The 23,597-nt window shown below is 63.6% G+C and carries 19 protein-coding genes; 5 read left to right on the top strand and 14 right to left on the bottom strand.

Annotated features, from left to right (window positions below; genetic code table 11):
- The gene (locus MRY75_RS09590; protein ID WP_292307298.1) at positions 1 to 825 is read right to left on the bottom strand and encodes an ABC transporter substrate-binding protein; all 825 of its coding nucleotides are present in this window, start codon (positions 823 to 825) and stop codon (positions 1 to 3) included.
- Between the two features lie 423 nt (positions 826 to 1,248).
- Between MRY75_RS09590 and MRY75_RS09595 the strand changes: the two genes are divergently transcribed.
- A complete protein-coding gene (locus MRY75_RS09595; protein ID WP_292307300.1) occupies positions 1,249 to 1,884 on the top strand; it encodes a response regulator transcription factor in 636 nt (211 codons plus the stop codon).
- 20 nt (positions 1,885 to 1,904) lie between these two features.
- On the opposite strand, the gene MRY75_RS09600 is transcribed toward MRY75_RS09595, so the two are convergent.
- Together MRY75_RS09600 and MRY75_RS09605 are read right to left on the bottom strand one after the other, a co-directional pair.
- Complete coding sequence (locus MRY75_RS09600) at positions 1,905 to 2,168, bottom strand: hypothetical protein (protein WP_292307302.1); 264 nt, start codon at positions 2,166 to 2,168, stop codon at positions 1,905 to 1,907.
- A 3-nt stretch (positions 2,169 to 2,171) separates the two neighbouring features.
- Positions 2,172 to 4,964 carry a glutamine-synthetase adenylyltransferase gene (locus tag MRY75_RS09605; protein ID WP_292307304.1) on the bottom strand — a complete coding sequence of 931 codons (2,793 nt, stop codon included), beginning with the start codon at positions 4,962 to 4,964 and terminating at the stop codon, positions 2,172 to 2,174.
- Between the two features lie 794 nt (positions 4,965 to 5,758).
- Here MRY75_RS09605 and MRY75_RS09610 point away from each other — a divergent pair.
- A complete protein-coding gene (locus MRY75_RS09610) occupies positions 5,759 to 6,373 on the top strand; it encodes a DUF1629 domain-containing protein (RefSeq protein WP_366934923.1) in 615 nt (204 codons plus the stop codon).
- 503 nt (positions 6,374 to 6,876) lie between these two features.
- Here the strand turns inward: MRY75_RS09610 and MRY75_RS09615 are convergent.
- From MRY75_RS09615 to MRY75_RS09630, 4 genes are read right to left on the bottom strand one after another with little or no spacing between them, the layout of a single operon-like run.
- Complete coding sequence (locus tag MRY75_RS09615) at positions 6,877 to 8,085, bottom strand: beta-ketoacyl synthase (protein WP_292307307.1); 1,209 nt, start codon at positions 8,083 to 8,085, stop codon at positions 6,877 to 6,879.
- A gap of 6 nt (positions 8,086 to 8,091) precedes the next feature.
- Positions 8,092 to 8,352 (bottom strand): acyl carrier protein, encoded by a 261-nt coding sequence (locus MRY75_RS09620; protein ID WP_292307308.1) that lies wholly within the window; start codon positions 8,350 to 8,352, stop codon positions 8,092 to 8,094.
- Positions 8,353 to 8,389: 37 nt separating this feature from the next.
- Positions 8,390 to 9,481 carry a UDP-3-O-(3-hydroxymyristoyl)glucosamine N-acyltransferase gene (gene lpxD / locus MRY75_RS09625; protein WP_292307311.1) on the bottom strand — a complete coding sequence of 364 codons (1,092 nt, stop codon included), beginning with the start codon at positions 9,479 to 9,481 and terminating at the stop codon, positions 8,390 to 8,392.
- Between the two features lie 28 nt (positions 9,482 to 9,509).
- Complete coding sequence (locus tag MRY75_RS09630; protein WP_292307313.1) at positions 9,510 to 11,123, bottom strand: L,D-transpeptidase family protein; 1,614 nt, start codon at positions 11,121 to 11,123, stop codon at positions 9,510 to 9,512.
- 340 nt (positions 11,124 to 11,463) lie between these two features.
- On the opposite strand from MRY75_RS09630, the gene MRY75_RS09635 reads away from it, so the two are divergent.
- Positions 11,464 to 12,033, top strand: a complete 570-nt coding sequence (locus tag MRY75_RS09635; protein ID WP_292307315.1) for a DUF882 domain-containing protein — start codon at positions 11,464 to 11,466, stop codon at positions 12,031 to 12,033.
- A gap of 93 nt (positions 12,034 to 12,126) precedes the next feature.
- Here the strand turns inward: MRY75_RS09635 and MRY75_RS09640 are convergent, their stop codons facing one another.
- Both MRY75_RS09640 and MRY75_RS09645 read right to left on the bottom strand, forming a co-directional pair.
- A complete protein-coding gene (locus MRY75_RS09640; RefSeq protein WP_292307316.1) occupies positions 12,127 to 14,082 on the bottom strand; it encodes an autotransporter domain-containing protein in 1,956 nt (651 codons plus the stop codon).
- Between the two features lie 169 nt (positions 14,083 to 14,251).
- Complete coding sequence (locus MRY75_RS09645; protein WP_292307318.1) at positions 14,252 to 15,619, bottom strand: aspartate aminotransferase family protein; 1,368 nt, start codon at positions 15,617 to 15,619, stop codon at positions 14,252 to 14,254.
- Positions 15,620 to 15,746: 127 nt separating this feature from the next.
- On the opposite strand from MRY75_RS09645, the gene MRY75_RS09650 reads away from it, so the two are divergent.
- The gene (locus tag MRY75_RS09650) at positions 15,747 to 16,772 is read left to right on the top strand and encodes a histone deacetylase family protein (RefSeq protein ID WP_292307319.1); all 1,026 of its coding nucleotides are present in this window, start codon (positions 15,747 to 15,749) and stop codon (positions 16,770 to 16,772) included.
- On the opposite strand, the gene MRY75_RS09655 is transcribed toward MRY75_RS09650, so the two are convergent.
- The 5 genes from MRY75_RS09655 to MRY75_RS09675 form a co-directional block, all read right to left on the bottom strand.
- Positions 16,769 to 17,455, bottom strand: coding sequence for a GNAT family N-acetyltransferase (locus MRY75_RS09655; protein ID WP_292307321.1), 687 nt, complete (start codon positions 17,453 to 17,455; stop codon positions 16,769 to 16,771). The two genes, MRY75_RS09650 and MRY75_RS09655, sit on opposite strands and share 4 nt — an antisense overlap.
- Positions 17,452 to 18,567, bottom strand: a complete 1,116-nt coding sequence (gene menC / locus MRY75_RS09660; RefSeq protein ID WP_292307323.1) for an o-succinylbenzoate synthase — start codon at positions 18,565 to 18,567, stop codon at positions 17,452 to 17,454. Before menC ends, MRY75_RS09655 begins: the two co-directional genes overlap by 4 nt.
- A 61-nt stretch (positions 18,568 to 18,628) precedes the next feature.
- On the bottom strand, positions 18,629 to 19,180 hold the full coding sequence (locus MRY75_RS09665; protein WP_292307325.1) for a hypothetical protein: 552 nt from the start codon (positions 19,178 to 19,180) through the stop codon (positions 18,629 to 18,631).
- Positions 19,181 to 19,323: 143 nt separating this feature from the next.
- The gene (locus tag MRY75_RS09670) at positions 19,324 to 20,742 is read right to left on the bottom strand and encodes a M20 family metallopeptidase (protein WP_292307327.1); all 1,419 of its coding nucleotides are present in this window, start codon (positions 20,740 to 20,742) and stop codon (positions 19,324 to 19,326) included.
- Between the two features lie 106 nt (positions 20,743 to 20,848).
- Positions 20,849 to 21,799: a LysR substrate-binding domain-containing protein gene (locus tag MRY75_RS09675; protein WP_292307329.1), complete on the bottom strand. Its 951-nt coding sequence runs from the start codon at positions 21,797 to 21,799 to the stop codon at positions 20,849 to 20,851.
- Between the two features lie 175 nt (positions 21,800 to 21,974).
- Between MRY75_RS09675 and MRY75_RS09680 the strand changes: the two genes are divergently transcribed.
- Complete coding sequence (locus MRY75_RS09680) at positions 21,975 to 23,594, top strand: ABC transporter substrate-binding protein (RefSeq protein ID WP_292307331.1); 1,620 nt, start codon at positions 21,975 to 21,977, stop codon at positions 23,592 to 23,594.
- Positions 23,595 to 23,597: the final 3 nt, after the last annotated feature.

Raw genomic sequence — 23,597 nt, forward strand, 5'->3', positions numbered from 1 at the left:
TCACTCGATCACGGGAACGCCGGTGGCATCCTGCAACCAGGTGGCTTCGATCTCGGCCAGCTTGCCGCTTTCCGTCAGCGCGGTGATCGCCGTGTTGACGCAGTCGCGCAGCGGGTTGCCGTCCTCGAACAGCAGACCGAACTGATCCGGGTTCTCGGACCGTTCTGCCGGGAACTGACCAAGGATCACACCACCTTCGACCACCACCGCCGACAGATAAAGTGCGGTTGGCAGATCGAACAACGCAGCATCAATCTGGTTGGCCTGCATCGCAGCGGTCACGTCTGTGTTGTCACCGTATAACAGAGGGTCTTTCTCGGGCGCCACGATCTCGGTCAGCTTCGGCAGTGCCGTGGTGTTGGCATCCGCGCCCCAGACCAGCCCCTTGAGGCTGTCGAGCGTCGCGGTGGCCCCTGCATCCACCACGCTTTGCGTCGTCAGAACCGCCATGGCCGAGGTGTAATAGGGCAGCGAGAAATCGACCATCTGCTCGCGCTCGGGTGTGATCGAGTATTGCTGCATGTTGAAGTCGAAATCCTTGGCTCCCGGCTGGATCGCCTCGTCGAACGAGGTGCGGACCCATTTCACCGCGTCGGCCTCGAAGCCAAGCTCTGCCGCGATGGCATAGGCCACGGCTGCTTCGTAACCTTCCCCGCTTTCGGGCGCATCGTTCAGCACCCAAGGGTAATAGGCCGGGTTGCCGGTGGCGATGGTCAAGACGTTCTCTTCCAGCGTCAGCCCGGCGGCACAGCTGCTATGCCCGGCAGCAAGAGCCACCGACGATGTGGCAGCAAGAAGACATGCGGAAGTCACGACGGTTTTCATTGGGGTTTTCATTGGTCTGATCGTCCTACCCTGTTGAGTCGGTCAGAGGTTAGACGGCGGCATGGATTTGTCCAGCAAGCAGCGCGCCTGCACGCGTCACTCATGGCGTGCCGGATCGGGATCGCCTTGTTTTCCGTCGCAGCTCCGGGCTGCCCCGGGTCAACTCGCCCATACCGCGAATGATCAGCTCTCCCTGAAGCAACGCTTTGCTCCCGCTCCGTGCCGCACAGCAAAGACCAAACGGTCCAAACAGTCTCGAATTTTGGTCTGACTCAGAGCAGAATTGCGCTGCCGCCCGTGCGATAAAACAACTATAGAGTTAGCAGTACACCGTATCGCCGAAGCGGGATTTCGTTCGTCCGCGCAGGCTCATTCCAGTGCAAACACTTTACCCCCTTCACAAGTGTATCCGGAGTATTGGGCATGCTTCATGCCGCCAAGAGAGTGCTGATTCTGGATGAACAGACGCTTCTCACCGACCTGATCAGAACGTCCCTGAGCGCCACCGGCAAATACGTCGTGTCCTGCGCCGCCAGCCTGTCTGCCGCAACGGATCTGCTGAACTGCCCGGAAACGCCCCCGTTCGACATCATTCTCCTCGACACCCAGTTCGGAAAACCGCTGACCGTCCGGGACGTTGCCCATATCGCAGAGCTCTGCGCACCCGTGCAGGTCGTTCTCTTCGCGGCACAGGCCGACAAGGCATTCATCGATCGATGCGTCGCCGTCGGGGCCTTTGGCTTCGTCCCGAAGACGTTGTCGTTCCAGGCGTTTGAAAGCGTTCTGGACTTCATCTTGACGGGTCAGATGTTCATCCCCGCCGACCTCGGGTCCACAGCGCGCGGGCACGGCGCCCCCGATCCGTCATTGTTGAACCCCTGCGAAATCCGGGTTCTGGAGAAAATCTCGGTCGGCATGTCGAACAAGGAAATCACGGACTCGCTCAGCCTGCCGGAATCCACGGTCAAACTGCGGGACCGTTCGATCTGCAGGAAACTCGGCGCGGCGAACAGGACACAGGCTTTGGTCAACGCGCAGCGACACGGTCTGGTCAACTGACCTTGACCGCCCTCGCGCTATCAGCTGCGTCGCCCTTTCCAGCCGCCCCGCCGCTTTGGCGTCTGCGCGGCGCTCAGCCCTTCCGTCAGCACCTGCGTCATCGGGTGACCCGCCACCGGATGACGCTCGAGCAGGGTGCGGATCAGCGTCTGACTGTCCGCATCGACCGGCACCGCCAGCGCCCAGTCGAGAAAGATCGACCGGCACTCCTCGTAGGTGATCCCGTCGATCTTGAAGGCCTCGGCGATCAGTCCCTTGGGGTCGGTGGCGTCACCCTTGCGCATGGCTCACTCCTCGTCACTCACATCGGGTAAGGCAGCGGCGATCACATCCGCCGCGCGCCGGGTATGATCGTCCAGAAGCGCCTGCAGAGCGTCAATGCTGTTGGTTCCGGTGATCCGGCACAGAAACTCCGACGCCGCGCTGATGTCCCGATCCGGCGTCAGCGTGGTCTCGGAAATCAGCCGCGAGCCGATCTGCAACGCCCAGCACAGGTTGTAGGTCGCGCTCAGCGTTTCCGCCGCGTCCTGTGACAGCCATCCGCAGGCGGCACCACGACCCAAAGCATCGGGCACCGTGGTCAGCGGACCACCGGCGATCAGCGCGGCAGCCTGCGCCACAAGTTCGATATCCTGCAACCGCCCCTGCCCCAGTTTGGCTTCCCATGGCCCGCCCTCGCCCTTGGCCGCCGCGATCCGGTTGCGCATGATCGCCACCTCGCGCAACACCTCATCACGGTCGCGGGATTCGGCCATCACCTCGGTTTGAACGGCGCCGACATCCTGCATCAGCGCGTCGGGTCCGGCGACACAACGCGCCCGGCTGAGCGCCAGATGCTCCCACACCCAGGCATCGGATTTCTGATAACTGCGGAAGGAGTCGAGACTGGTCGCCACCGGCCCCTGATTGCCCGAGGGACGCAGCCGCATGTCGATCTCGTAGAGCCGCCCTTCGGCCATCGGAGCGGTCACGGCGGTGATCAGCGCCTGTGTCAGCCGCGCGTAATAGGTCCGGGTCGCCAGGGGGCGGCGGCCTTCGGACATTTCAGCCTCGCCCGGATCATAGATCACGATCAGGTCCAGATCGGACCGCGAATGCAAGCGGCGCGAGCCTAGACTTCCCATGCCCACCACAACGGCCCCGCGCCCCGGACAGGGGCCGTGCTTGCGCGCGAACTCGGCCTGCACCTCGGGGGCAAGTGCCGTCAGCGTGGCATCCGCCAGATCGGCATATTGCGTGCCCGCCTCTTCGGCCCCGATCAACCCGCGCAGAAGATGGACACCAACCCGGAAGTGCCATTCCTTGCCCCAGCGCCGCGCGGTGTTGAGCTTGTTCTCGTAATCGCCTTCCCGCGCGAGAAGATCGGCCAGCGCCGTCTGCAACGCGTCACGCCCCGGCCAGTCGGAAAAGAAATCCCCGCCGATCACCGCGTCGAACACCGACGCGTTGCGCGACAGATACCGGGCAAGGTCGGGCGACACACCCACGATGTCGATCAGCAGGTCGATCAGCTGCGGATTGGCCTCGAAGAGCGAAAACACCTGCACCCCGGCGGGCAGACCGCTCAGGAACCCGTCAAAGGCCATGAGCGCCTCCATCGGGTGCGAGGTCTTGGCGAGCCGTCCAAGGATCTCGGGTTGCAGCCGCTCGAAAATACCGCTGCCCCGCGCCGAGCGCAGCGCGGGATAGGTGCGCCATCGAGACACGATTTCCGAGTTCTCCAACTCCTCGGGCACCGCGCTGCGTTTTGAGGGCGTGCTGTCGCCGCCAAAGAAGCCTTCGGTCAGGGCGTGGGTTTCCTCGAGTCGCGTGCGCAGGTCCCGATGCAGCGACGCGCGGTCGGTGCCCATGAAGGCGGCCAGCCGGTCGAACCCCTCGTTTGATTGCGGCAGGTCATGGGTCTGCGCATCGCGCAGCATCTGCACGCGGTGTTCGACCTCGCGATGGGCGCGGTAATGCCCTGTCAGCGTGTCGGCCACATCCTGAGGCACCCAGCCCTTGTCGGCCAGCACCGCCAGCCCCGGCACCGTGCCGCGCACCCGCAGGTCGGGGTCGCGACCCCCGGCAATGATCTGGCGGGTCTGGGTGAAGAACTCGATCTCGCGGATACCGCCGCGCCCCAGTTTCATGTTGTGCCCCGGCAGGGTGATCGGCCCGGCCAGCCCTTTGTGGTCGCGGATCTTGCGCACCATGTCATGCGCGTCTTCGATGGCGGCGAAATCGAGATGCTTGCGCCAGACAAAGGGCGTCAGGGTCTTGAGGAATTTTTCGCCCGCCGCGATGTCCCCCGCGCAGGGCCGCGCCTTGATATAGGCCGCGCGTTCCCAGGTCCGACCAAGGCTTTCGTAATAGCGCTCGGCGGCCTCCATGGCGAGGCAGACCGGAGTCACTGACGGATCTGGCCGCAGCCGCAGATCGGTGCGGAAGACGTAGCCGTCGCCCGTCAGGTCGCTGAGCATGGCGCACATCTTGCGCGTCGCCCGCACCAAGGCGGATCGCGCCTCGTGATAGTCAGCCGGGTCAAAGCGGGTCTCGTCGAAGAGGCAGATCAGGTCCACGTCCGAGCTGTAATTCAGCTCTCCCGCCCCCATCTTGCCCATCGCCAGCGCCACCATGCCGCCTGCCTGTTCCGCATCGTCTTCGTTCTGGCCGGGCAGCTTGCCGCGTTTGATCTCGTGCAGGGTGGTGGCGCGCAGGGCGAGATGCACCGACAGATCGGCGAAATCCGTGAGCGCCTGTGTGACGGTCTCGAGCGGCCAGACCGCGGCCAGATCGGCCAGCCCGGTCAGGAGCGCGACGCGCCGTTTGGCCTGACGCAGCCGTGCGGGCAGCCCATCTGGGGCGGTGGCCCGCAGAGTCGCGTGCTCGTGCAGAAGCGCGGCTTCGGGATCGTCCAGCGCCCCTTCGAGCCAGTCGCTTTCCTTGTCGATTAGCGATTTGAGGTAAGGGCTGCACCCGCCCGCCCCATGGATCAGCTTTGCCACATCCCCGGTCGCCCAAGGGGTTGCCCTGAGCGCATCAGCGCCCTGTTCGGGCTCATAGGCATGGGGAAGACGGGTGATGCGGCTGGCAAAAGTCATGGTGGCAGATGGCCACGGGTTTGTGGAAAGTGCAATGGCTCTGCAGCCGCAGCGCAAAGCATTCCGGTCAACAGGTTTGCCGGACCAGGCAGAGGCTCTGCCGGGTCGCTCTGTCTCGTCTGATCTGGTCGTAAAGGAGGCGGCGCCGCTCCTTGGCCTGACGCTCTCTTGCCTGCTGCCGGGGCTATCCCCGGGACCTGTGCCCCTGTCGGGGCCTTCTGAAACCGGTTTCTCATGGTCACCCCTGACGGGGATCAAGAGAGGTCCATTCTGTGTTCGCGGCCTGGGAGTGACCCTACCCGCTCGATGCGCATCGTGGGCGGGGGTATGCGGTGCAAGCGGTTAAGGATTTGGAAAGCCCTCGTACGGTCACGTCAGGAGCGAATGGCCGATGTGCGGGACGTTCCGGCCATTCGCAGCAAGTGCAAAATGCGTCCCTGCCGACCGACGGGTGAGTACAGGGACCAGTCAATCGGACCCATGGTCGAAAACTGACGGGCTTCGGGGTCAGCGATGGCACGTCGGTTTCATAAGCTTGCCAGCCGACGCTCTAAGGAAAAGACATCGTTGGAACGCTTTACTGGCAAGGTGAAGAGCTTGGAACCCGGACGCGTGGCAAGATCGCCGGAGACCTTTGTAAAGAGGCTACGGGAGGAGTCGGTTTCTGAAGTGGTGTGAGATGTCTGACGGGAATGGCGTTGTTTTCAGGGTCGAAGCCCGGCACAAGAGACTTTGAGCGGTTGCACCCGAACGCGGCACGACGACGTGGTTTAAGGAGATGACACTTGGCTTGGGTGTTCAATTCGGAAACGGTGGGACACTACACCACCACGTTCAAATTCCTCGATGGCGACGACATGAAGCTGTCGGTTCTGGACCCATATGTTGATGTCGGGATCAACCCGCCGGATGCCCTCGAAGCGACCCATTGCGGGCGGCCCATCGACACGACATATCTGCCGACCCGGGCGCGGCCTTCGGGGCGGCGGCGCAGGCTGGCGGATGTCGTCGGGTGCCGGATCGGATTCATCGTGTCCGAAAAGTTCCGCGAGATCGTCGAGCGGTTCGAGCCGGGCGTGCATGGGTTTCATCCGATCACGATGGAATGGAAATCGGGCGAACCTGAGACCGGGCATTACATCTGGATCATCCACCGGGCGATCAAGGGGCTGCACCCGACGCTGATCCACCCGCCCTATCCCGGGCCGATGGGTTTCTGGGACGGTCTGAATCCGCGCCGCCATCCGGACGGTAAGGCGGTGTTCAGCGCCGAGGCCATCGGCGATGCCCATGCATGGTCCGATCCGCAACTGGACTACAGACGCATCGTCAGCGACGCCTTGTCAGATGCCTTTATCGAGGCGGGGCTGACCGGTTACACGCGCGCTCGGCATATCGACGTGGTGTGATGCGCCACAAATCCAAATCTGTCTGATTTCAAAGAGTACTGATCCCGCACGCGATCAGCGAGGTACGAAAATGTCCACTGTCGGCGATTTGTACTTCCCCAAAGGTTTTCGGCAGGTCGTTGCGCAGGCACTTCTGTATGCGGGACCCGCCGCAGCCTGTGTCGTGAAGAACGCCGAAGGGCGTCCCACCTTTGCAGTTGAGGAGCCGATGCACTGAAAATGCGTCGCGCGCGGGCCTTGGGAGGCCGACATCGCGCAGGGGGATCGAGTTACCACCCAGGGAGGGGCAGCGTGGCTGGGCAGAATGGGTAGCTCTCGAACGGGGAGGAATAATAGGGGCCGGCTTGTTTTACGACCTCAACACCGGGCCGGACAACTACTTCAGTCTCGACAAGTTGCGGACGGCGAAATGGGCTGGGAACGGACGAAGGCACGCGCGGTGAAGGTTCGACGCGGGCGCGGTAGTTTGGGCTCGAAGCGGTCTTACATCCTTCGATGCACCCTCAGACCCGCCGCAGCGCCAGCACGGAATTCAACCCTCCGAAGGCAAAGGCGTTCGACAGGGCCACATCGACCTTGGCCTCGCGCGCCTCGTTCGGCACCACATCGAGCGCGCATTCGGGGTCCGGTTCCTCGTAGCCGATGGTGGGGGCGATGACCCCGTCGCGCAGGGCCATGATGCAGGCCAGAAGCTCGATCGCGCCGGTGCCCCCGATGCAGTGCCCGTGCATCGACTTGGTGGACGAGATCATCAGCCGGTCGGCATGGGCCCCGAACACATCCGCTACGGCGGCGCATTCGGTCTTGTCATTGGCAGCGGTGCCAGTGCCGTGGGCATTGATATAGCCCACGTCTTCGGGGTTCAGCTTGGCATCATGCAGCGCGCCGGCAATCGCGCGCGCGGCGCCGTTCTTGGACGGCATCACGATGTCCGAGGCGTCCGAGGTCATGGCAAACCCCACCACTTCGGCCAGGATCTCGGCCCCGCGTTTGCGGGCGTGCTCGTACTCCTCGAACACGAAGACGCCTGCGCCTTCGCCCTGCACCATGCCGTTGCGGTTGGCGCTGAAGGGGCGGCAGGCGTCCTTGGACATGACACGCAGCCCTTCCCACGCCTTCACGCCACCAAAGCAGAGCATGGATTCGGACCCGCCGGTGATCATGACCGGGGCCAGCCCGCCATGCACCATCTGGAAGGCCTGGGACATGGCGTGGTTGCTTGAGGCGCAGGCGGTGGACACTGTGAAGGTCGGGCCTTTGAGGTTGAACTCCATCGACACATGGCTTGCGGCGGCGTTGTTCATCAGCTTAGGCACGACAAACGGGTGGACCCGGTTCTTGCCCTCTTCGTAGACGCTGCGGTAATTCTCATCGAGCGTGGTCATGCCACCGCCGGAATTGCCCAGCACGACACCGGATTTCGCAGCCAGCTCGCCAGAGAACTCCAGCCCCGCCTGCGCCAGTGCTTCGCGGGCGGCGATCAGGGTGAACTGGGTGAACCGGTCATAGAGCGACAATTGCTGACGGTTGAAATGCGCGGTTTCGTCAAAATCATGCACCTGCGCGCCGATCTGGATCGCCAACCGCTCCACATCGCGGAACACCAAAGGGCCGATGCCACAGCGCCCTTCGCGCATCGCCTCGAGCGTGTCGTGCACGGACAGTCCCAGCGCGTTGACTGTGCCCGCCCCGGTGATGACCACGCGCTTCATCGCTGGTCAGTCCTTCTGTCGGGCGATCAGCCCCTCGATCCCGGCCAGAACCGAGGCCACTGACGAGATGTCGAAATCGCTTTTTTCCGGTTCATTGGCGTTGAAGGGCACCTCGATGTCGAATTCCTCTTCGAGGGCGAAGATACATTCGACCAGTCCCATGCTGTCGATCCCGAGGTCCTGCATCGTGTCGGTCATGCTCACATCCGACGGCTCGATCATGGCTTGCTCCGCAATGATGCGGATGACCCGGTCCTGTACGCTCATCTGTCCGATCCGATGGCTGTTGCAACTGCCCCGTGATCTAGTCGCTTGGACCCGTCTTTGAAACCGCTTTCTTGAGGCTGGCGACATCCACGATCAGGCGCGGCAGGCGGCGGAGCTGGCGGTAGATCTCAAGCTGGCTGTCCATCTTCATCGCCGGATAGCCCAGCATGACGCGGCCCGAGGGCACATTGGACAGCACCTTGGTGGCCCCGCCGGTGACCACGTTGTCCCCGATGAAGAGGTTGTCGCTGACCCCGGTCTGCCCCCCCAGCACGACATTGTTGCCGATGCGGCTGGACCCGGCGATGCCGACCTGCGCGCAGATCAGGCAATCGTTGCCGATCACCACGTTATGGCCGATCTGGGCGAGGTTGTCGAACTTGCACCCGTTGCCGATGCGGGTGGCGCGCACCGTGCCCCGGTCGATGCAACTGTTGGCGCCAAGCTCCACATCGTCGCCGATCTCGACGCCGCCCAGCGAATGGATGCGGGCATAGCTTTGCGCGGTCGCCCCCGCCTGATCCCCCAGCGTTTCGCGCACCTTTTCCGCGGCCGAGGGTTCGGGGGTGACGAAGGAGAACCCATCGGCACCGACTGTGGCCCCGAAATGCGCGATGAAGCGGTCGCCTATGGTGACGCCGTGGCCGATCCTGACGCCCGGATGCAGCAGCGCGCCCTCTCCGATCCGCGTGTCGCGTCCGACAAAGACCTGCGCGCCGATCACCGATCCCGCGCCGATCCGGACGCCTGCACCTATGACAGCGAACGGCCCCACCGAGACGCCGTCGCCCAGTTGCGCCGTGGGGTCGATCACTGCTGTCTCGTGTATGCCTGTCGGATATCCGGCACCCGGATCCATCATGGCCGACAGGCCCGACATCGCGAACCGGGGGCGCGGCGACATCAGGGCGGCGTCCAGCCCCATCGCCCGCCAATCCGCGCCGTCCCAGAGCATCGCCGCGCGCGCCCTGCCCTGCCACAGTTGATCCGCAAATTCAGGTTTCATCGCGAGGGCGAGATCACTCTCGCCAGCCTGCGCCGGTTCGGCCACGGCCGACACCTTCAATGCGGTATCGCCTTCGGCGCGGATGCCGAGGGCGTCCGCGATCTGTGCAATGGTGTAGGACATGCTGCCTCCGGCCTGATTGCCGAGAGATTTAGCTGCGAACGCCGCCGATCTCCACCCCTGCCGCACGAAGGGCGTCCCAGATCGCCGCATCGCGACCGTAGACATCGCGGCGGTACTTGGTGTGGCCCTTGGCCGTCGTGAAGGCGGTCCGGTAGATCAGGTGCACCGGCACGGGCTGATCGAGGTTGACCCGCGTTTCGGACCCGCTGCGCAGACGCGACTGGAAAAAGCCGACCGGATCATCGGTCTGTCGTGCCAGCAACGCATAGGCAAAATCGTGCGGATCATTGAGACGCACGCAGCCATGGCTGTAGGTGCGTACCTCGCGCGAAAACAGGCTCTTGGCCGGTGTGTCATGCAGGTAGATGTTGTGCTTGTTGGGGAACATGAACTTGACCGTTCCCAGCGCGTTGTTCGGTCCCGGCGGCTGACGCATGGCAAACGGGAAGCTGTTGCCGCTGTAGCGGGCAAAGCTCTGGTTGCGGCTGACGACACGGCCCCGGCTGTCAGTGATCTGCAGATGCGATACGGCCCCCGGATTGGAGCGCAGTTTCGGCAGGTACTCATTCACGATGATCGAGCGCGGCACGTACCAACTCGGGTTGATCACCATATGGTCCATCACATCCGAGAATTCCGGTGTCTGACGGTCGATGTCCTGATGACCGACAACCGACCGGGTCTCGAAGGTCAGCTTGCCATGGTCGAAGATACGGGCGTTGAAATCCGTAAGATTGACAAGAATGTGCCGATCACCAAGGCCCTCGGGCTTGTTGATCCAGCGTTCGCGCTCCATCGCCACGATGACCGATTTCAGCCGGTCCTGCGGCGGGACGTTGATCTGGGCGAGCGTTTCACCCCCGGCCACGCCATCGACGGTCAGGCCGTGGTCTTCCTGGAAGGTGCGAACCGCTTCGGTCAGGGATGTGTCGTAGCGCGCCGTGACAGTGGGATCGAGATAGCCCATCGCGATGAGACGGTCGCGCAGCGCCACAACCCCTGCCCCGGTAACACCGGGCTCATACTTGCCGGAGGGCACAGGCGCACCCCACCCGCCATGGGCGATGCGATGTTCCAGCCGCATCTTGGATTTCATCAGTCGGGCGTATTCCTGCGACTGCGGCACCAGCGACGCAAGAAACGCCTGCGGGGCATCCGACATCAGCCCGTCGAGGTAGTAGCTGGTCTCGCGGCGCGGGATGTCGCGGACGATTTCATTGCGGACGCGGCGCGGATTGTCGATCACGCCGGTCTGCAGATCGCGGGCAAACTGGAGATAGAGTTCGGTCAGCGACACTTCGAGCGCACCACGGTCGAATCCGCTCCGGACGGACGCCATGCGCGACAGGAGCGCCTCGGCGTCATATCGCGATGCAGGCAGTCCGTGGTAATGCGCCATGCTCAGCGCCTCGAGCAACGCGGTGCGGCGTTCGAGATCGGCCGGCGTGCCACCGGTCCAGATCGGCTCGAATCCACGCTCACGGTAAAAGGCGGCGATCTGCTCGTCGCCTGACAGGCTTTCGGCCACGGCTTGCTGGAAGGCCGTGACCTGAACCGCTCCGGCGCTCTGCGGGACCGTATAGCTGGCCGCCACAAGGGCGATCACGGCTGCGCCACGCAAAAACGTCCGATAGGTCATCATTTTCTCTCCAAAAGGCCCAAACCCAACCCGCAAGGGTACAGCGTTGTTCCCGATGGTCCCGTTGGCAGCCACGGCTGTCCATTCACAAAAAGTTTGTTTTTGCGTTTTATCAGGGACATGCGGCACCTCTGCATCGCCCATGGCACGTGTAGCGTAACTTTAACACAGTTTGCGAGTTTAAGCAGAATCCTGCCGAAAATGCTTGAATTGGAAATTTCCTCGGAACTTTAGGTTTTTTTGAGATTCGGGATGTGTCATAGTCTGCGCACCAAGGCATTCGGCAGGTCCGTGGAACGACACGGACGACGGGTAAAGTGAAAAACGGGACAGGCACTTTTCAATGACTGACACGGTATCTGGCGGCTTCACGCGCCGTGGATTGCTGGCCGCCTTCGCGGCAACAGCTGTCACAGCGGCGCCAACTTTCGCAAATGCGGCAGGGTTCCTGCGCGGCGGGGGGGATATCCGACGGATCAAGATGTACTCTGGCCGCACCGGCGAACGCATCGACATGATCTACTGGATCGAAGGTGAATATATCGGGGACGCCGTCAAAGAGGTGCACCACTTCATGCGCGACTGGCGCACCAATGACGTGAAATCCATCGATCTGCGCACGATCGACATTATGGCGGCGGCGCATAATCTTCTCGACGTATCCGAACCCTACATGCTTCTGAGCGGCTATCGCAGCCCCAAGACCAACGCTATGCTGCGCAGCCGCAGCTCCGGCGTTGCAAAGAATTCCCTGCATCTCAAGGGCCAGGCGGCAGACCTGCGCCTCAATTCGCGGTCGGTCAACCAGATGGCGCGCGCCGCAGCGGCCTGCAAGGCCGGAGGCGTCGGCCGCTATTCCGGGTCGAACTTCGTGCACATGGATTGCGGTCCCGTCCGCAGCTGGGGCGGGTAACGCACCCTTTCCATCTGTTACACATGATGAAGGCTGCCGATCCGGCAGCCTTTGCCTTTTTGAAGGACGGGGACACGCAGCCCCCTTCCCCGATCAGAACGACATCTTGTAGGTCACTGCGCCGGTAAAGCCGCGCGATCCGTCGAGGCCGATGGAACTTGTGCCGGTCAGGCTCAGGAACGCCCCCGATCCCATCTCCTTGACCACCGAGCCCGAGATGTAGCCCCATGTCTGGTCCGGACGCGGCGCGGACACGCTGCCGAGCGTGTTGGCATCCGGCCCGAGCGACACGACCAGCGGATCATCGTTGAAATCATGCTCGATCGAGCCACGCAGGTTGAACACCACCCCGTCCATGTTCGCCGGCGAGAAGATAGCGGACAGACCTGCGGTCAGGCGCTTGGATTCGTATTCGCTGTCGCCATAGGACAGGCTGGCTGCGCCATTCGATTCGGTGAAGCCGTCGATGGACACCTTTTCCCATGTGTAATGCGCAAACGGGTTGAGCCGCACCTGATCGTTCAGCGGATAGATCGCGCCGCCACCGATCCGGGCAAAGCGATAGCTGCCTTCGGTATCGGCAGTGTAGGTCTCGGTCGCAGGACCAAGGGTAAAGCTGCGGGTGATGTCATCGACATTGATCCGCCCGCCGCCGAAGGCCGCGTTCAGATAGTATTTTGGAGACAGGGCAATCTGGCCGAACACGACGCCGATCAACAAGTCCGTGTCGAAACCGCCCGCGTCATTGTCGAAATCGACCTCGCCGTAATCAAGGCTGATCCCCGCGCCGATGGTCGCATTGGGTGCAACCGCGATGTCGGCCCCCGCCTTGAGCACCCGCGTCGCCCCTTCGAGCCCCGGTGTCACCTGCTGCGCGTCGCCCTCGAAACTGCCGAAATCAAGGCTGGCATAGACGTCGATCTCGCCCACCTCGCGGCGCCGCCGCTCGCCGTTTTCGTCCGTGGTGAACAGCACCGTGGGGTTCATCCGGTTCTCGATCGAAAGCCCGTGCTGACGCAAGGCGGTCATCGTGGCCACGGAAATCGCACCGGTCTGCGTGGCCGCCTGAAGCCCGGCAAACGCCGCCTGACCGAACAGCGCATGGGCCGAAGTCGTGGGGTGGACACCGTCGGCAAAGACGCGCTGCTCGCTGTCGGCGCTGGCGTTCAACCCCTGCAGACAGCTGAGCGAGGTGTCCGGACAGGCCGGGATCACGGCAGCATTCGGCGCGGTGAACCCGTATTTCGCCGGATCGGCCTGAACCGCGCCCAAAAGCTTCTGGCTGTCCACGATCACCGCGCGGTCCCCGATGGAGGCCAGCAGGGTGCTGTTGAACGCGTTGGTCAAGGCTGTCTGCAGACCTGCGCCCTGCGGACCCGAGGAAATACCGAAAGGCGTCGTGCCGATGTCCGGGATGGTGACGACAATCACGGACTCCGCACCGGCCGCGCGAACGCGGTCGACAAGACCCACCAGTTCGGTGGCGGCCTGCGCCATGTTCGCCGCTGCCGCATCGGGCGCAAGCAGACCGCCTCCAACCGCGCCAGCCTGCGCGAAGACATCGTTGGCCCCGCCCCAGAGAATGACCAGATCGTTCTCGCCCAGCTCGGGGCGATCCGCCAGCATCCGGTCCACCTGTTCGGTCAGCGACCGTGTGGTGATGCCCTGCGACGGGTTGAATCCGATACCCGTCGGGTCGGTCACGCGCGATCCACCTTCGGCATAGATCGTGCCGCCCAGCGCCACTTCGCCCTGCCCGGCCAGCGGCACCGCCGAATAGACATTGGGACCAAGGGCCAAACCCAGCTCGCGGCCAAGGAATTCGCCATAGGTCAGCGACGATCCGTCGGGCGCGTTGGTCAGGAACTTGTAGTTGATGACCGGCAGTGCCCCCATCCCGCCCGCAATCACCGATTGCGAATAGGCCCCCGCATCGCTCAGCGAGTCGCCTATGATGAATACATCATCGAAGCGCAGCTCTTCTGCGGTGGCGAGACCCGCAAGTCCCGTGAGCATGGTGCTGGCAAGGGCAAGTGTTCTGAACGTCATGGACTGTCCTCCCGTCGGCGGTTTTTTGCTGCCATCTTGTTGCGACAACTGAACAGAGCCGACGGGGCTCAAGTCAACGGCAAACTGCGCGTTTGGGCTGAATTGACGTGAGGTGACACGTCGGAGAACCATCTCCGACGCAACTCGACCTTGCAGCCATGACGAATGATCAGGCGCTCAGTTCGGCCTGAAACCCGTCGAGGCTTTTCTCGACAGCGGCGAGGATTTCGCTGATCTGCGCGGATTGGATGATCATCGGCGGACAGAACGCCATCGCGTCCATCATGTTGCGCGAGATCAGACCGTTCTTCAGAAAATGCGCATTGAGCCCCGCGCCCATCTTGCCGGGTGCGAATTCCTCCGCGCGGCCCTCTGGTGCAACGATTTCCAGCGCAGCGATCAGGCCCACGCCCCGCGCCTCGCCCACCAGCGGGTGATCGACGAAGGTGCGCAGGCCCGCCTGCAACTCGGCCCCGCGTTCGGCGGCATTCGCCACGAGATCGCGTTCCTCGATGATCTTGAGGTTCTCCAGCGCCACCGCCGCCCCAACCGGATGCGCGCCGCCGGTATAGCCGTGGCCCAACACGCCGATGCGCCCGGATTCGTCGGCGATGGGCGCATAGACCTCTTCGGTCATCATAAAGGCCGAGAACGGGAAATAGGACGACGTGATCTGCTTTGACATGGTCATGATGTCGGGTTTGATGCCGAAGGTCTCGCAGCCGAACATCTTGCCGGTCCGGCCAAAGCCGCAGATCACCTCGTCGGCGATCAGCAGGATGTCGTAATTTCCCAGGACCGCCTGGATTTTCTCCCAATAGGTCTTGGGCGGCACGACAACGCCGCCCGCGCCCATCACCGGTTCAGCGATGAAGGCCGCAATCGTATCCGGCCCTTCCGCCTGGATCATCGCGTCGAGGTCTTCAGCGCAGCGGGTGGCGAACTGTTCTTCGCTCTCTCCCTCCTGCCCTTCGCGCCAGTAATGCGGGCAGGTCGTGTGCAGGATGCCGGGCAGCGGCAGGTCGAAGGATTTGTGGTTGTAGGGCAGCCCGGTCATCGAGGCCGAGGCAATCGTCACCCCGTGATAGCCCCGAATGCGCGAAATCACTTTCTTCTTCTCGGGCTTGCCCAGCGCGTTCGAGCGGTACCAGACCATCTTGAGGATCGTGTCATTTGCCTCGGACCCGGAATTGGTGAAGAACACCTTGCTCATCGGCACGGGGGCCATGCCGATCAGCTTTTCCGCCAGATCAATCGCCGGCCCGTGCGAGCGGTGTGCGAAGTTGTGATAGTAAGGCAGCTTCTGCATCTGCCGGGTCGCTGCATCAATCAGGCGCTGTTCGTTGAAGCCGACGGCAACACTCCAGAGGCCTGACATGCCCTCGATATACTTGTTGCCATGGGTGTCGAACACATGAACGCCCTCGCCCCGGTCCATGATCAGCGGGCCGTTCTGCTCGTGCAGGCGGGCATTGGTGTAGCTGTGGAAGTGGTAGGCAATGTCGCGGGCTTCGTCGGAATTCGGGCGCAGGTCCATGGGGCACATCTTTCGCAATCTCGGTGAGTCTTGTGATGCAGCTAAAAGGTTCGCCGCTGGCGTGGCAAGGGGGGACGGGCCATGCTAGCCCTGTCATATCGCCCCGGACCAAGAAGGGAGAGCCTGCATGAAAACCTATTTCGACGAGCGCCAACTGGGACACAAACCCGAGGTCTACTATCGCGGCGGCGCGCCGATGCCGCATCCGGAACAGCCCGAACGCGCTATCCTGATCCGGGACATGCTGCTGGCGAACGGGTTTGTGGTCGAGGCACCGCAGGATTTCGGGATCGCGCCCGTGAAGGCAGTGCATGATCCGGCCTATGTCGATTTCTTTTTAGATGCCTATGACCGGTTCCTTGCGGAAGCCCCTGACGGCGCGCTTGGCATTCCCACACGCCACCCCGGCACACGGCGCGGGCGCTGCCCGAAGGACATCAACGGTGCGATGGGGTGGTGGATGACCGACACCTCGACGCCGCTCACCGAGAATACCTACGAGGCGATCTACTGGTCCGCACAGACCGCCCTTGCCGCGGCCACGGACGTGGTGAACGGCGCGCGCGCCGCCTACGGGCTGAGCCGCCCGCCGGGGCATCATGCGATGACCAACTGCGCGAACGGGTTCTGTTTCTTCAACAACGCCGCCATTGCAGCGCATCACCTGCGGGGCAAATGGGAAAGGGTCGCACTTCTGGATGTGGATGTGCATACGGGAAATGGCAGCCTCGACATCTTCTATGACCGGGACGATGTGTTCTTCTGTTCGCTGCATCCCGACCCGGCGGTCTATCCCACCTTCTATCTGGGCTATGCGGATGAGACCGGCGAAGGCGCGGGCCTTGGGTTCACCCGCAACGAGGTCCTGAGCATGGGCGATGGTGAGGCCGAGGTTCTCGCCGCCCTCGACCGTGGTATCGCCGCGGTTCAGGAGTTCGACGCCGAAGCGCTGGTGGTGTCGCTGGGCTTTGACATGGCCGCAGATGATCCGTTGGCGGCGGTGCAGGTCTATGCCGAAGGTTTCGCCGAAATGGCCCGCCGGATCGCGGCGATGGGATTGCCGACGGTGCTCATTCAAGAAGGCGGCTATCTTGGCCCGTCGCTGCGCACCAATGCCGAAGCCTTCCTGACCACGTTCCGCGACAGCCTTTAGGCGCCGCGCGCCAGCAGATAGGCGTTTTCGCGGCGGTCAAAGCCCGCGATCTGCAGCCCATCGGCAAAGCCCGCCTCAAGTGCTTGGCGGATGCGCAGCCGTTCCGACAAGGCCGTGGCCGGGTCATCCGCGGCCAGCCGGGCGAAATCGGCGGGGATCGGGACGGTGTCCACGGGATTGGCCGTCGCCCCGTCCGCACGGGTGAGATCCCAATCGGCCAGCAACCGGTCCGAGGGAACACCGGCGTTGATGCCCTCCATCTCCCCGTAATAGTCGCGGTAGTAGATGTTGGCCGTCGCCCCCAGGCGGTAGATGTTCAGCACCGCATTGGCCCGCCGCGCCGGATCATAGGTCCAGCGCACGCGGGTGATGCCGCGCGCAAGGCACCAGTCTTTCTGATAGAGCTTCATGCGCAGCCCCAACCCCCGCCCCTGCGCGTCGGGATGTACCCCAAGACGGTGCGAATGCTGTGCGGTGGGATCGCTGGTGGGAAAGGCGAAGAGAAACGCCAGCATCCTGTCGCCGTCAAACGCGCCCGCAACCAGCCCGCCCTCGTGCTGGATCGCCAGCATCAGGTCGGAATTGTCCGCCGGATCGTCCTCGCCCCAGACGCTTCGCTGGAACGCCTCGGCCGCCTTCATCTGGGCAAGCGAGGCAAGGTCGCGCAGGATCAGATCGGTCATGCGGTCCAGACCTCGACCAGGTCCGACACGGTGTCGAGATAGGCCCTGTCCAGGGTCACGCCGATCCCCGGCCCCGGCGGCACGGGCATCAGTCCACCCGTCGCCTCGAGCGGTTCGTTGATGATGTCCCGCGCGAAATAGCGGCTGGCGCTGGAGGTGTCGCCCGGTTTGGTGAAGTTGGGCATGGTGGCAAGGTGGATGTTGTGCGCCCGCCCCACCCCGCTTTCGAGCATGCCACCACACCAGACCGGCGCACCGAAGGCGGCGCAGACATCGTGAACCCTGCGCGCCTCGGCTAGGCCACCGACGCGGCCCACCTTGATGTTGATCACCCGCGCGGCCCCCATCTGAAGCGCGACGCGCGCGTCCTTGGCGGTGCGGATGCTTTCGTCCAGACAGATCGCCGTTTGCAGCGCCGCCTGCACCTGTCCGTGGTCAAGGATGTCGTCATGGGCCAAGGGCTGTTCGATATAGTCGAGGCCGAACGCATCCATGCCGCGCAGGGTCGCAAGATCGGCAAGGCCGTAATCGGTGTTCGCGTCGACCGTCAGCTTGATGTCCGGAAACTGCGCACGCACCGCTTCGAGCAGCGCCAGATCATGCCCCTGCCGGATCTTCAGCTTGGTCCGCCGATAGCCCTGCGCCTGTGCCTCGGCAATCCGGTCGAGAGTCACGTCAAGCGGCGCGATGCCAAGGCTGACCCCCACCTCGATCTGGTCGCGCACCCCGCCCAGCAGCGCGCAGAGCGGCAGGTCAAGTGACCGCGCCCAGAGATCCCAGACCGCCATTTCCGCCACCGCCTTGGCCATCCGGTTGCCACGCCACGGGGCCAGCAGCGGGTCCACATCCGACGGGCTGGTGATCCGCATCCCCACCAGCCTGGGCAAGATGGCAGTGCGCAACAGGTCCAGCGCCCCTGCATTGGTTTCCTCGAGCCAATCCGGCAGCGGGTCCATCACCCCTTCGGCGATCCCGGTGATGCCGTCCGCCTCGAGGATGAGAAGCGGAAAAGTCTTGTGCGTCATCGTCCCGGTCGAGATGACGAAGGGTGTCAGAAGCGGCAGATGCACCATCCGCAGCTCGGCCCGGTCGATTGTGAAGCTGTGGGTCATGCGACAGTGTTACGTCGCGCCGTTGGGCTGGGCAACCAAGGCGGCGCCAACATCGGGAGGATCAGACCACCTTCTTGACCGAGAAAATCGAGCCGTCGGACCCGCCCATGCCCCGCACATGCACATCTACCTGCGCCAGCCCGACCGATGTCGGATCGGACAGATCAAGAAACAGGTAGCTCGCCGAGAACTTCGTCATGTCCGGCAAAGGCACTTTCCATTCATTGAGAACGGTGACACCCCCGGCAGTGCGAAAGGTGTTCCATGCGGCTTCGGCGGCGCTCGACGGTTTCGCGATATGCGCCATGCCCACGCGCCCGTTCTTGGTGAAGAATGCAATATGGCACCCGCTGAAGGGCCCGGTGCCCATCCAGCCCGATCCGCCGACGGCGAATCCGTACGTGGCACGGTCGGGAATATAGAGCACCCAGACACCGGTGCCTCCCGACACTTCGCTCACGCTGACCGCGCCACCTGTGCTGACATTGGCCTTGCGTGAAACTTCAAGACAATCCGCGCTGCTGCTGGAGACAACAGGTGTCCCGATACCCAGTGTGAACTGCTGACCAAGTGTCCCGGAAAGCGCTCCGTATGTCGGCGTGATGTTTGGCATGAAATGACCTTCCGTCCGAGGGGATTGCACGTCCGGCACACCCTGCACCGGGATGACCCTAAGGCAAGAGCACCGCATTCCGATGGATCGGTCAAGTTATTCCAAAGAGCCTTGGCCCAGATACACGCACTACAGCTCTCGCCTCATTCTGCCGCAACCGGAGGCCGAGTGGAGGCCGGGATCGGGCAGGCATAGGGGAATTCGGCCAGATGCTGCTGGTGCGCCTGTTTCGCCGCGGCGCGCAGCAGGTCGTTTGCAATGGCGGCGCGGGCGGTGGCGGCCATGACCTTGGCGGCGTGGACCATGCCCTTGTGTGCAAAGGGCGCCTTGCCCTGTGCCGTCTGCTGCCATGTGTGCAGCGGCGTGCCCATGGCGCAGGTCGCGACGCGCGCCTGCACGGTGGGGACGGCCCAGCTCACATCGCCCACGTCAGTCGATCCCATGCCCCCACCGAAGGGCCGGTCCAAAGGCGCAATGAAATCACAGATCGGTTTGTCGTAATCGGGCTTCATGCTGAGCCGCTGGAACATGCTGGCGATGTCGTCCTGGGTCAGCGTCGTCTGGATCTCGCGGGCGAAGGCCAGATCGGCGGCGTCAAAGGGCACGGGGCCAAGGGCCTCGAATTCGGCCTGCATCGCCTCTTCCAGCGGGCGGTTGCCGATCAGGTTCGACACGGCGGAAAAGACCCGCGACTCGACTTTGGTGCCCGACATGAGCGCCGCCCCGTCGGCGATGGCGCGGACGCGCTGCACCAGATCGGCCAGCCCCTTGAGGTCGCGCGCGCGGATCAGTTGGCGGACGGTGGCGCGGGCCTGCACGACGTTGGGCGCGGGGCCACCGGCATCGAGATAGGCGTAATGCACCCGTGCATCGTCGGGCATGTGTTCGCGCATGTAGTTCACACCGATGTTCATCAGCTCGACCGCATCCAGCGCCGAGCGCCCCAGTTCCGGGGCACCGGCGGCATGCGCGGCCTTGCCGGTGAAGGTGAAGTCGATCCGGGTGTTGGCGAGGGACCGCGCGTCATCGACGGCGTTGAACCCGGCGGGGTGCCACGTGATCGCGATGTCCACATCGTCGAACAGGCCGTCGCGCACCATGTAGGTCTTGGCGGCGCCGCCCTCTTCCGCCGGGCAGCCGTAGTACCGCACCGTGCCCGCGATGCCTTCGGCGACCAGCCAGTCCTTGACCGCCGTCGCCGCAAGCATCGCCGCAGCGCCCAGAAGATTGTGCCCACAGCCGTGACCAAAGCCGCTGTCGTCGATCATTCTGGGTTCCGCCAGTCCCGGCTGCTGGCTCAGCCCCGGCAGCGCGTCGTATTCGCCAAGGATGGCGATGACCGGGCCGCCTGATCCCGCCTCGCCGATCACCGCCGTGGGGATGCCCGCCACGGCTTCGCGCACGCGGAAGCCCTGTTGCCGCAGCATCTCGGTATGTGCGGCGCAGGATTTGACCTCGGTATAGGCCAGTTCCGGGGTGTCGAAGACACGGTCGGCAAGGCCGACAAAGGCCTCGCGATGCGCGTCGACATGAGACCAGATCGGGTTTTCGTTGGTGGGCATCGGGCTTCCTCCGGGATCGGATACGGACTGACTTCGCCCCAAGCCGCGCCCAAGGTCAACGCTGTTTCGACAGGGACGGGCGCAGGGGGTCGCCGGGACCCGGCGGTCAGGCGCGCTCTTCCACCACCGGCCGCGTGCTGCGTTCGGTGACGATTCCGTGCCATGCCGGATCGGACCGGATGGACATTTTCACATGACGCATGAAGGCGCGCGCGGTCTTGGTCAGGGGACGCACGGTCGAGACCGCAAAGGACGTGCGATAGACAAAGCGCGGCAGGAACGGGCGGATCGTCAGTGTCGGATCATCGGCCCGCAGCACGGGGAAGGGACAGATCACGGTGACGCCGCTGCCCGCCCGGGCGAGGGTCACGGCGCTCAGCCCGGTGGCCACTTCGGCCACCCGCTTCGGGGCGACACCGGCCTCGGAAAACAGCCGATCCAGACGCGAGCGGACGATGTGCCGCCGCAGGATCGAGATGAAGTTCTGGCCGTCCAGAAGGTCCGGCGTGATCACGTCATGCACCGCAAGCGGATGGCCGCGTGGCATGACGCAGACCGCCTCGCTTTCCTGAAACGGGATCAGTTCCATGGCGGAATGGGTCAGATCCGCATGGGTGAACCCCAGATCCACCGCATCATCGACAAGGCGACTGACCAGCCCGTTCGAGGTGCAGGTTTCAAGCGACATGGGCTGGGACGGGTGCAGCTTCATGAAACTGGCCATGCAGGAACCGACGAGATCGGACAGCGAGGGCGGCGCCGCAAGGCGCAGCGGATGGGTGCCGGGATCATCGGGATCGGCCCCGTTGATGAGCGAGATCGCATCGAAAAGACGGTCGAGTTGCGCATTCAGGCGCAGCGCCTCGGCGGTGGGGCGCAGACGCCCGCCGCGTCGTTCGAAGAGCACCACATCGAGCCGCGCTTCGAGCTGGCTCACCGCGCGGCTGACGCTGGGTTGCGAGATGCCCAGAAGCCGGGCCGCGCCATTTGTGGTGCCCGAGGTGATCACGGCGCGCAGCGCTTCGTATTCCCGGATCGAATGCCAGTTGTTGCGCATGTGTGTCCCCTGCCTGTCGCCGTCGGATGCAGGATAATACGGTTATGGCATACCTGCATAGCAAAAGCGCATGGAGCTTTTTCTTCCTTCATGCCGGTGCGGCGGTAACCTTGGAGCACTTTCAGAAAATGAACCGGGCTGCATCTGCAGACCCGGATGAACAGGGAGATGTTCCATGACCCTCAGGTATCTGCGCCTGACCGCCGTTGCCATTGCAGCCGCCTTGCCCGCCCTGCCCGCCGTCGCACAGGAGTTGCGGATCGGGCTGGCCGCCGAGCCCAGTTCGGCGGACCCGCATTTCCATAACCTTGGTCCGAACAACCAGTTGCGCCGCAACGTGTTCGAATCCCTTGTCGGCACGGACGAGCAGCAAAAGCTGTTCCCGCAGCTTGCGACAAGCTGGAAGCCGCTGGATGACACCCGCTGGGAATTCAAGCTGCGCGAGGGTGTGACCTTCTCGGACGGGTCGGCGTTTGATGCTTATGACGTGGTCTATTCCGTCTGCCGCATCCCCGGCGTGCCGGATTCGCCGTCGCTCTTCACCACTTATACCAAGGCAATCAAGGATTTCGAAATACCGGATCCGCTGACGCTGATCGTGCACACCGAAGCGCCCTACCCGCTCTTGCCGACCGAGTTTTCGACCTGGGGTGTCATTTCCGCCAAGGCCAATGGCGTGGACGCGTCGACCATCGACTTCTCGCCGGATGGCTGCGGTGACATCGCCTATCCCGAGACACAGGCCTTCAACGATGGCGCAGCCGCCATCGGCACCGGGCCGTTCCTGCTGGAAAGCTTCCGCCGGGGTGAGGGCATCGAACTGGTCCGCAATCCGGATTACTGGGGCGAGGCCGCGCCGTGGGAGCGGGTGAGCATGAAGCCGCTGACCTCGGACGGTCCGCGTGTCGCGGCGCTGTTTGCAGGGGATGTCGATTTCATCGAGAATCCACCACTGCAGGATCTGGAGCGCATCAATGCCGAAGGCGGTCTGCAGGTCGTGCAGGGCATTTCCAACCGCGTGATCTATCTGCATATGGACCATGCGCAGGAACCCAGCCCGATGATCACCGGCACCGACGGGAAGAACCCGCTCAAGGACGTGCGGGTGCGTGAGGCGCTGTCCATCGCCATCAACCGCGATGCCATCGTCGACCGGATCATGGGCGGCGTGGCCGTGGCGGCGGGCGAATTGCTGCCTGCCGGAATGTTCGGTGCGCATGAGGAAGGCGCCATGCCGCCTGCCCCCTATGACCCGGAGCGCGCTCAGGCACTTTTGGCCGAGGCGGGCTACCCGGACGGGTTCGGCATCACCATCGGCACGCCGAATGACCGCTACATCAACGACGCGCAGGTTGCACAGGCGGTTGCACAGATGTGGGCGCGGATCGGCATCCCGACAGAGATCGACGCTGTCACAGCCTCGACCTTCTTCTCGCGCCGGAACGCCTATGAATTCTCGGTCTATCTTGCGGGCTGGGGTGCGGGCACCGGCGAGATGTCATCGCCGATCAAGGCGCTGGTGGCCACCCGCGACGGCGACCGCGGCTATGGCGGCACCAACCGGGGCCAGTATTCCAACCCCGAGGTGGATGACCTGCTGACCAAGGCGCTCGCCACCGTCGATGATGACGCCCGTCAGGAGCTTCTGCGCGAAGCCTCGCGCGTGGCGATGGCGGATTGGGCCATCCTGCCGCTGCATTTCGAGGTGACGCCCTGGGCGATGACCGACAAGGTCACCTATGCGCCGCGCGTGGATCAGTACACGCTGCCCGCCTCGATCAAGCCGGTGCAATAATCA

It is taken from the genome of Marivita sp., assembly GCF_022763305.1.
In the GTDB taxonomy this organism is placed as follows: Bacteria; Pseudomonadota; Alphaproteobacteria; order Rhodobacterales; family Rhodobacteraceae; genus Marivita.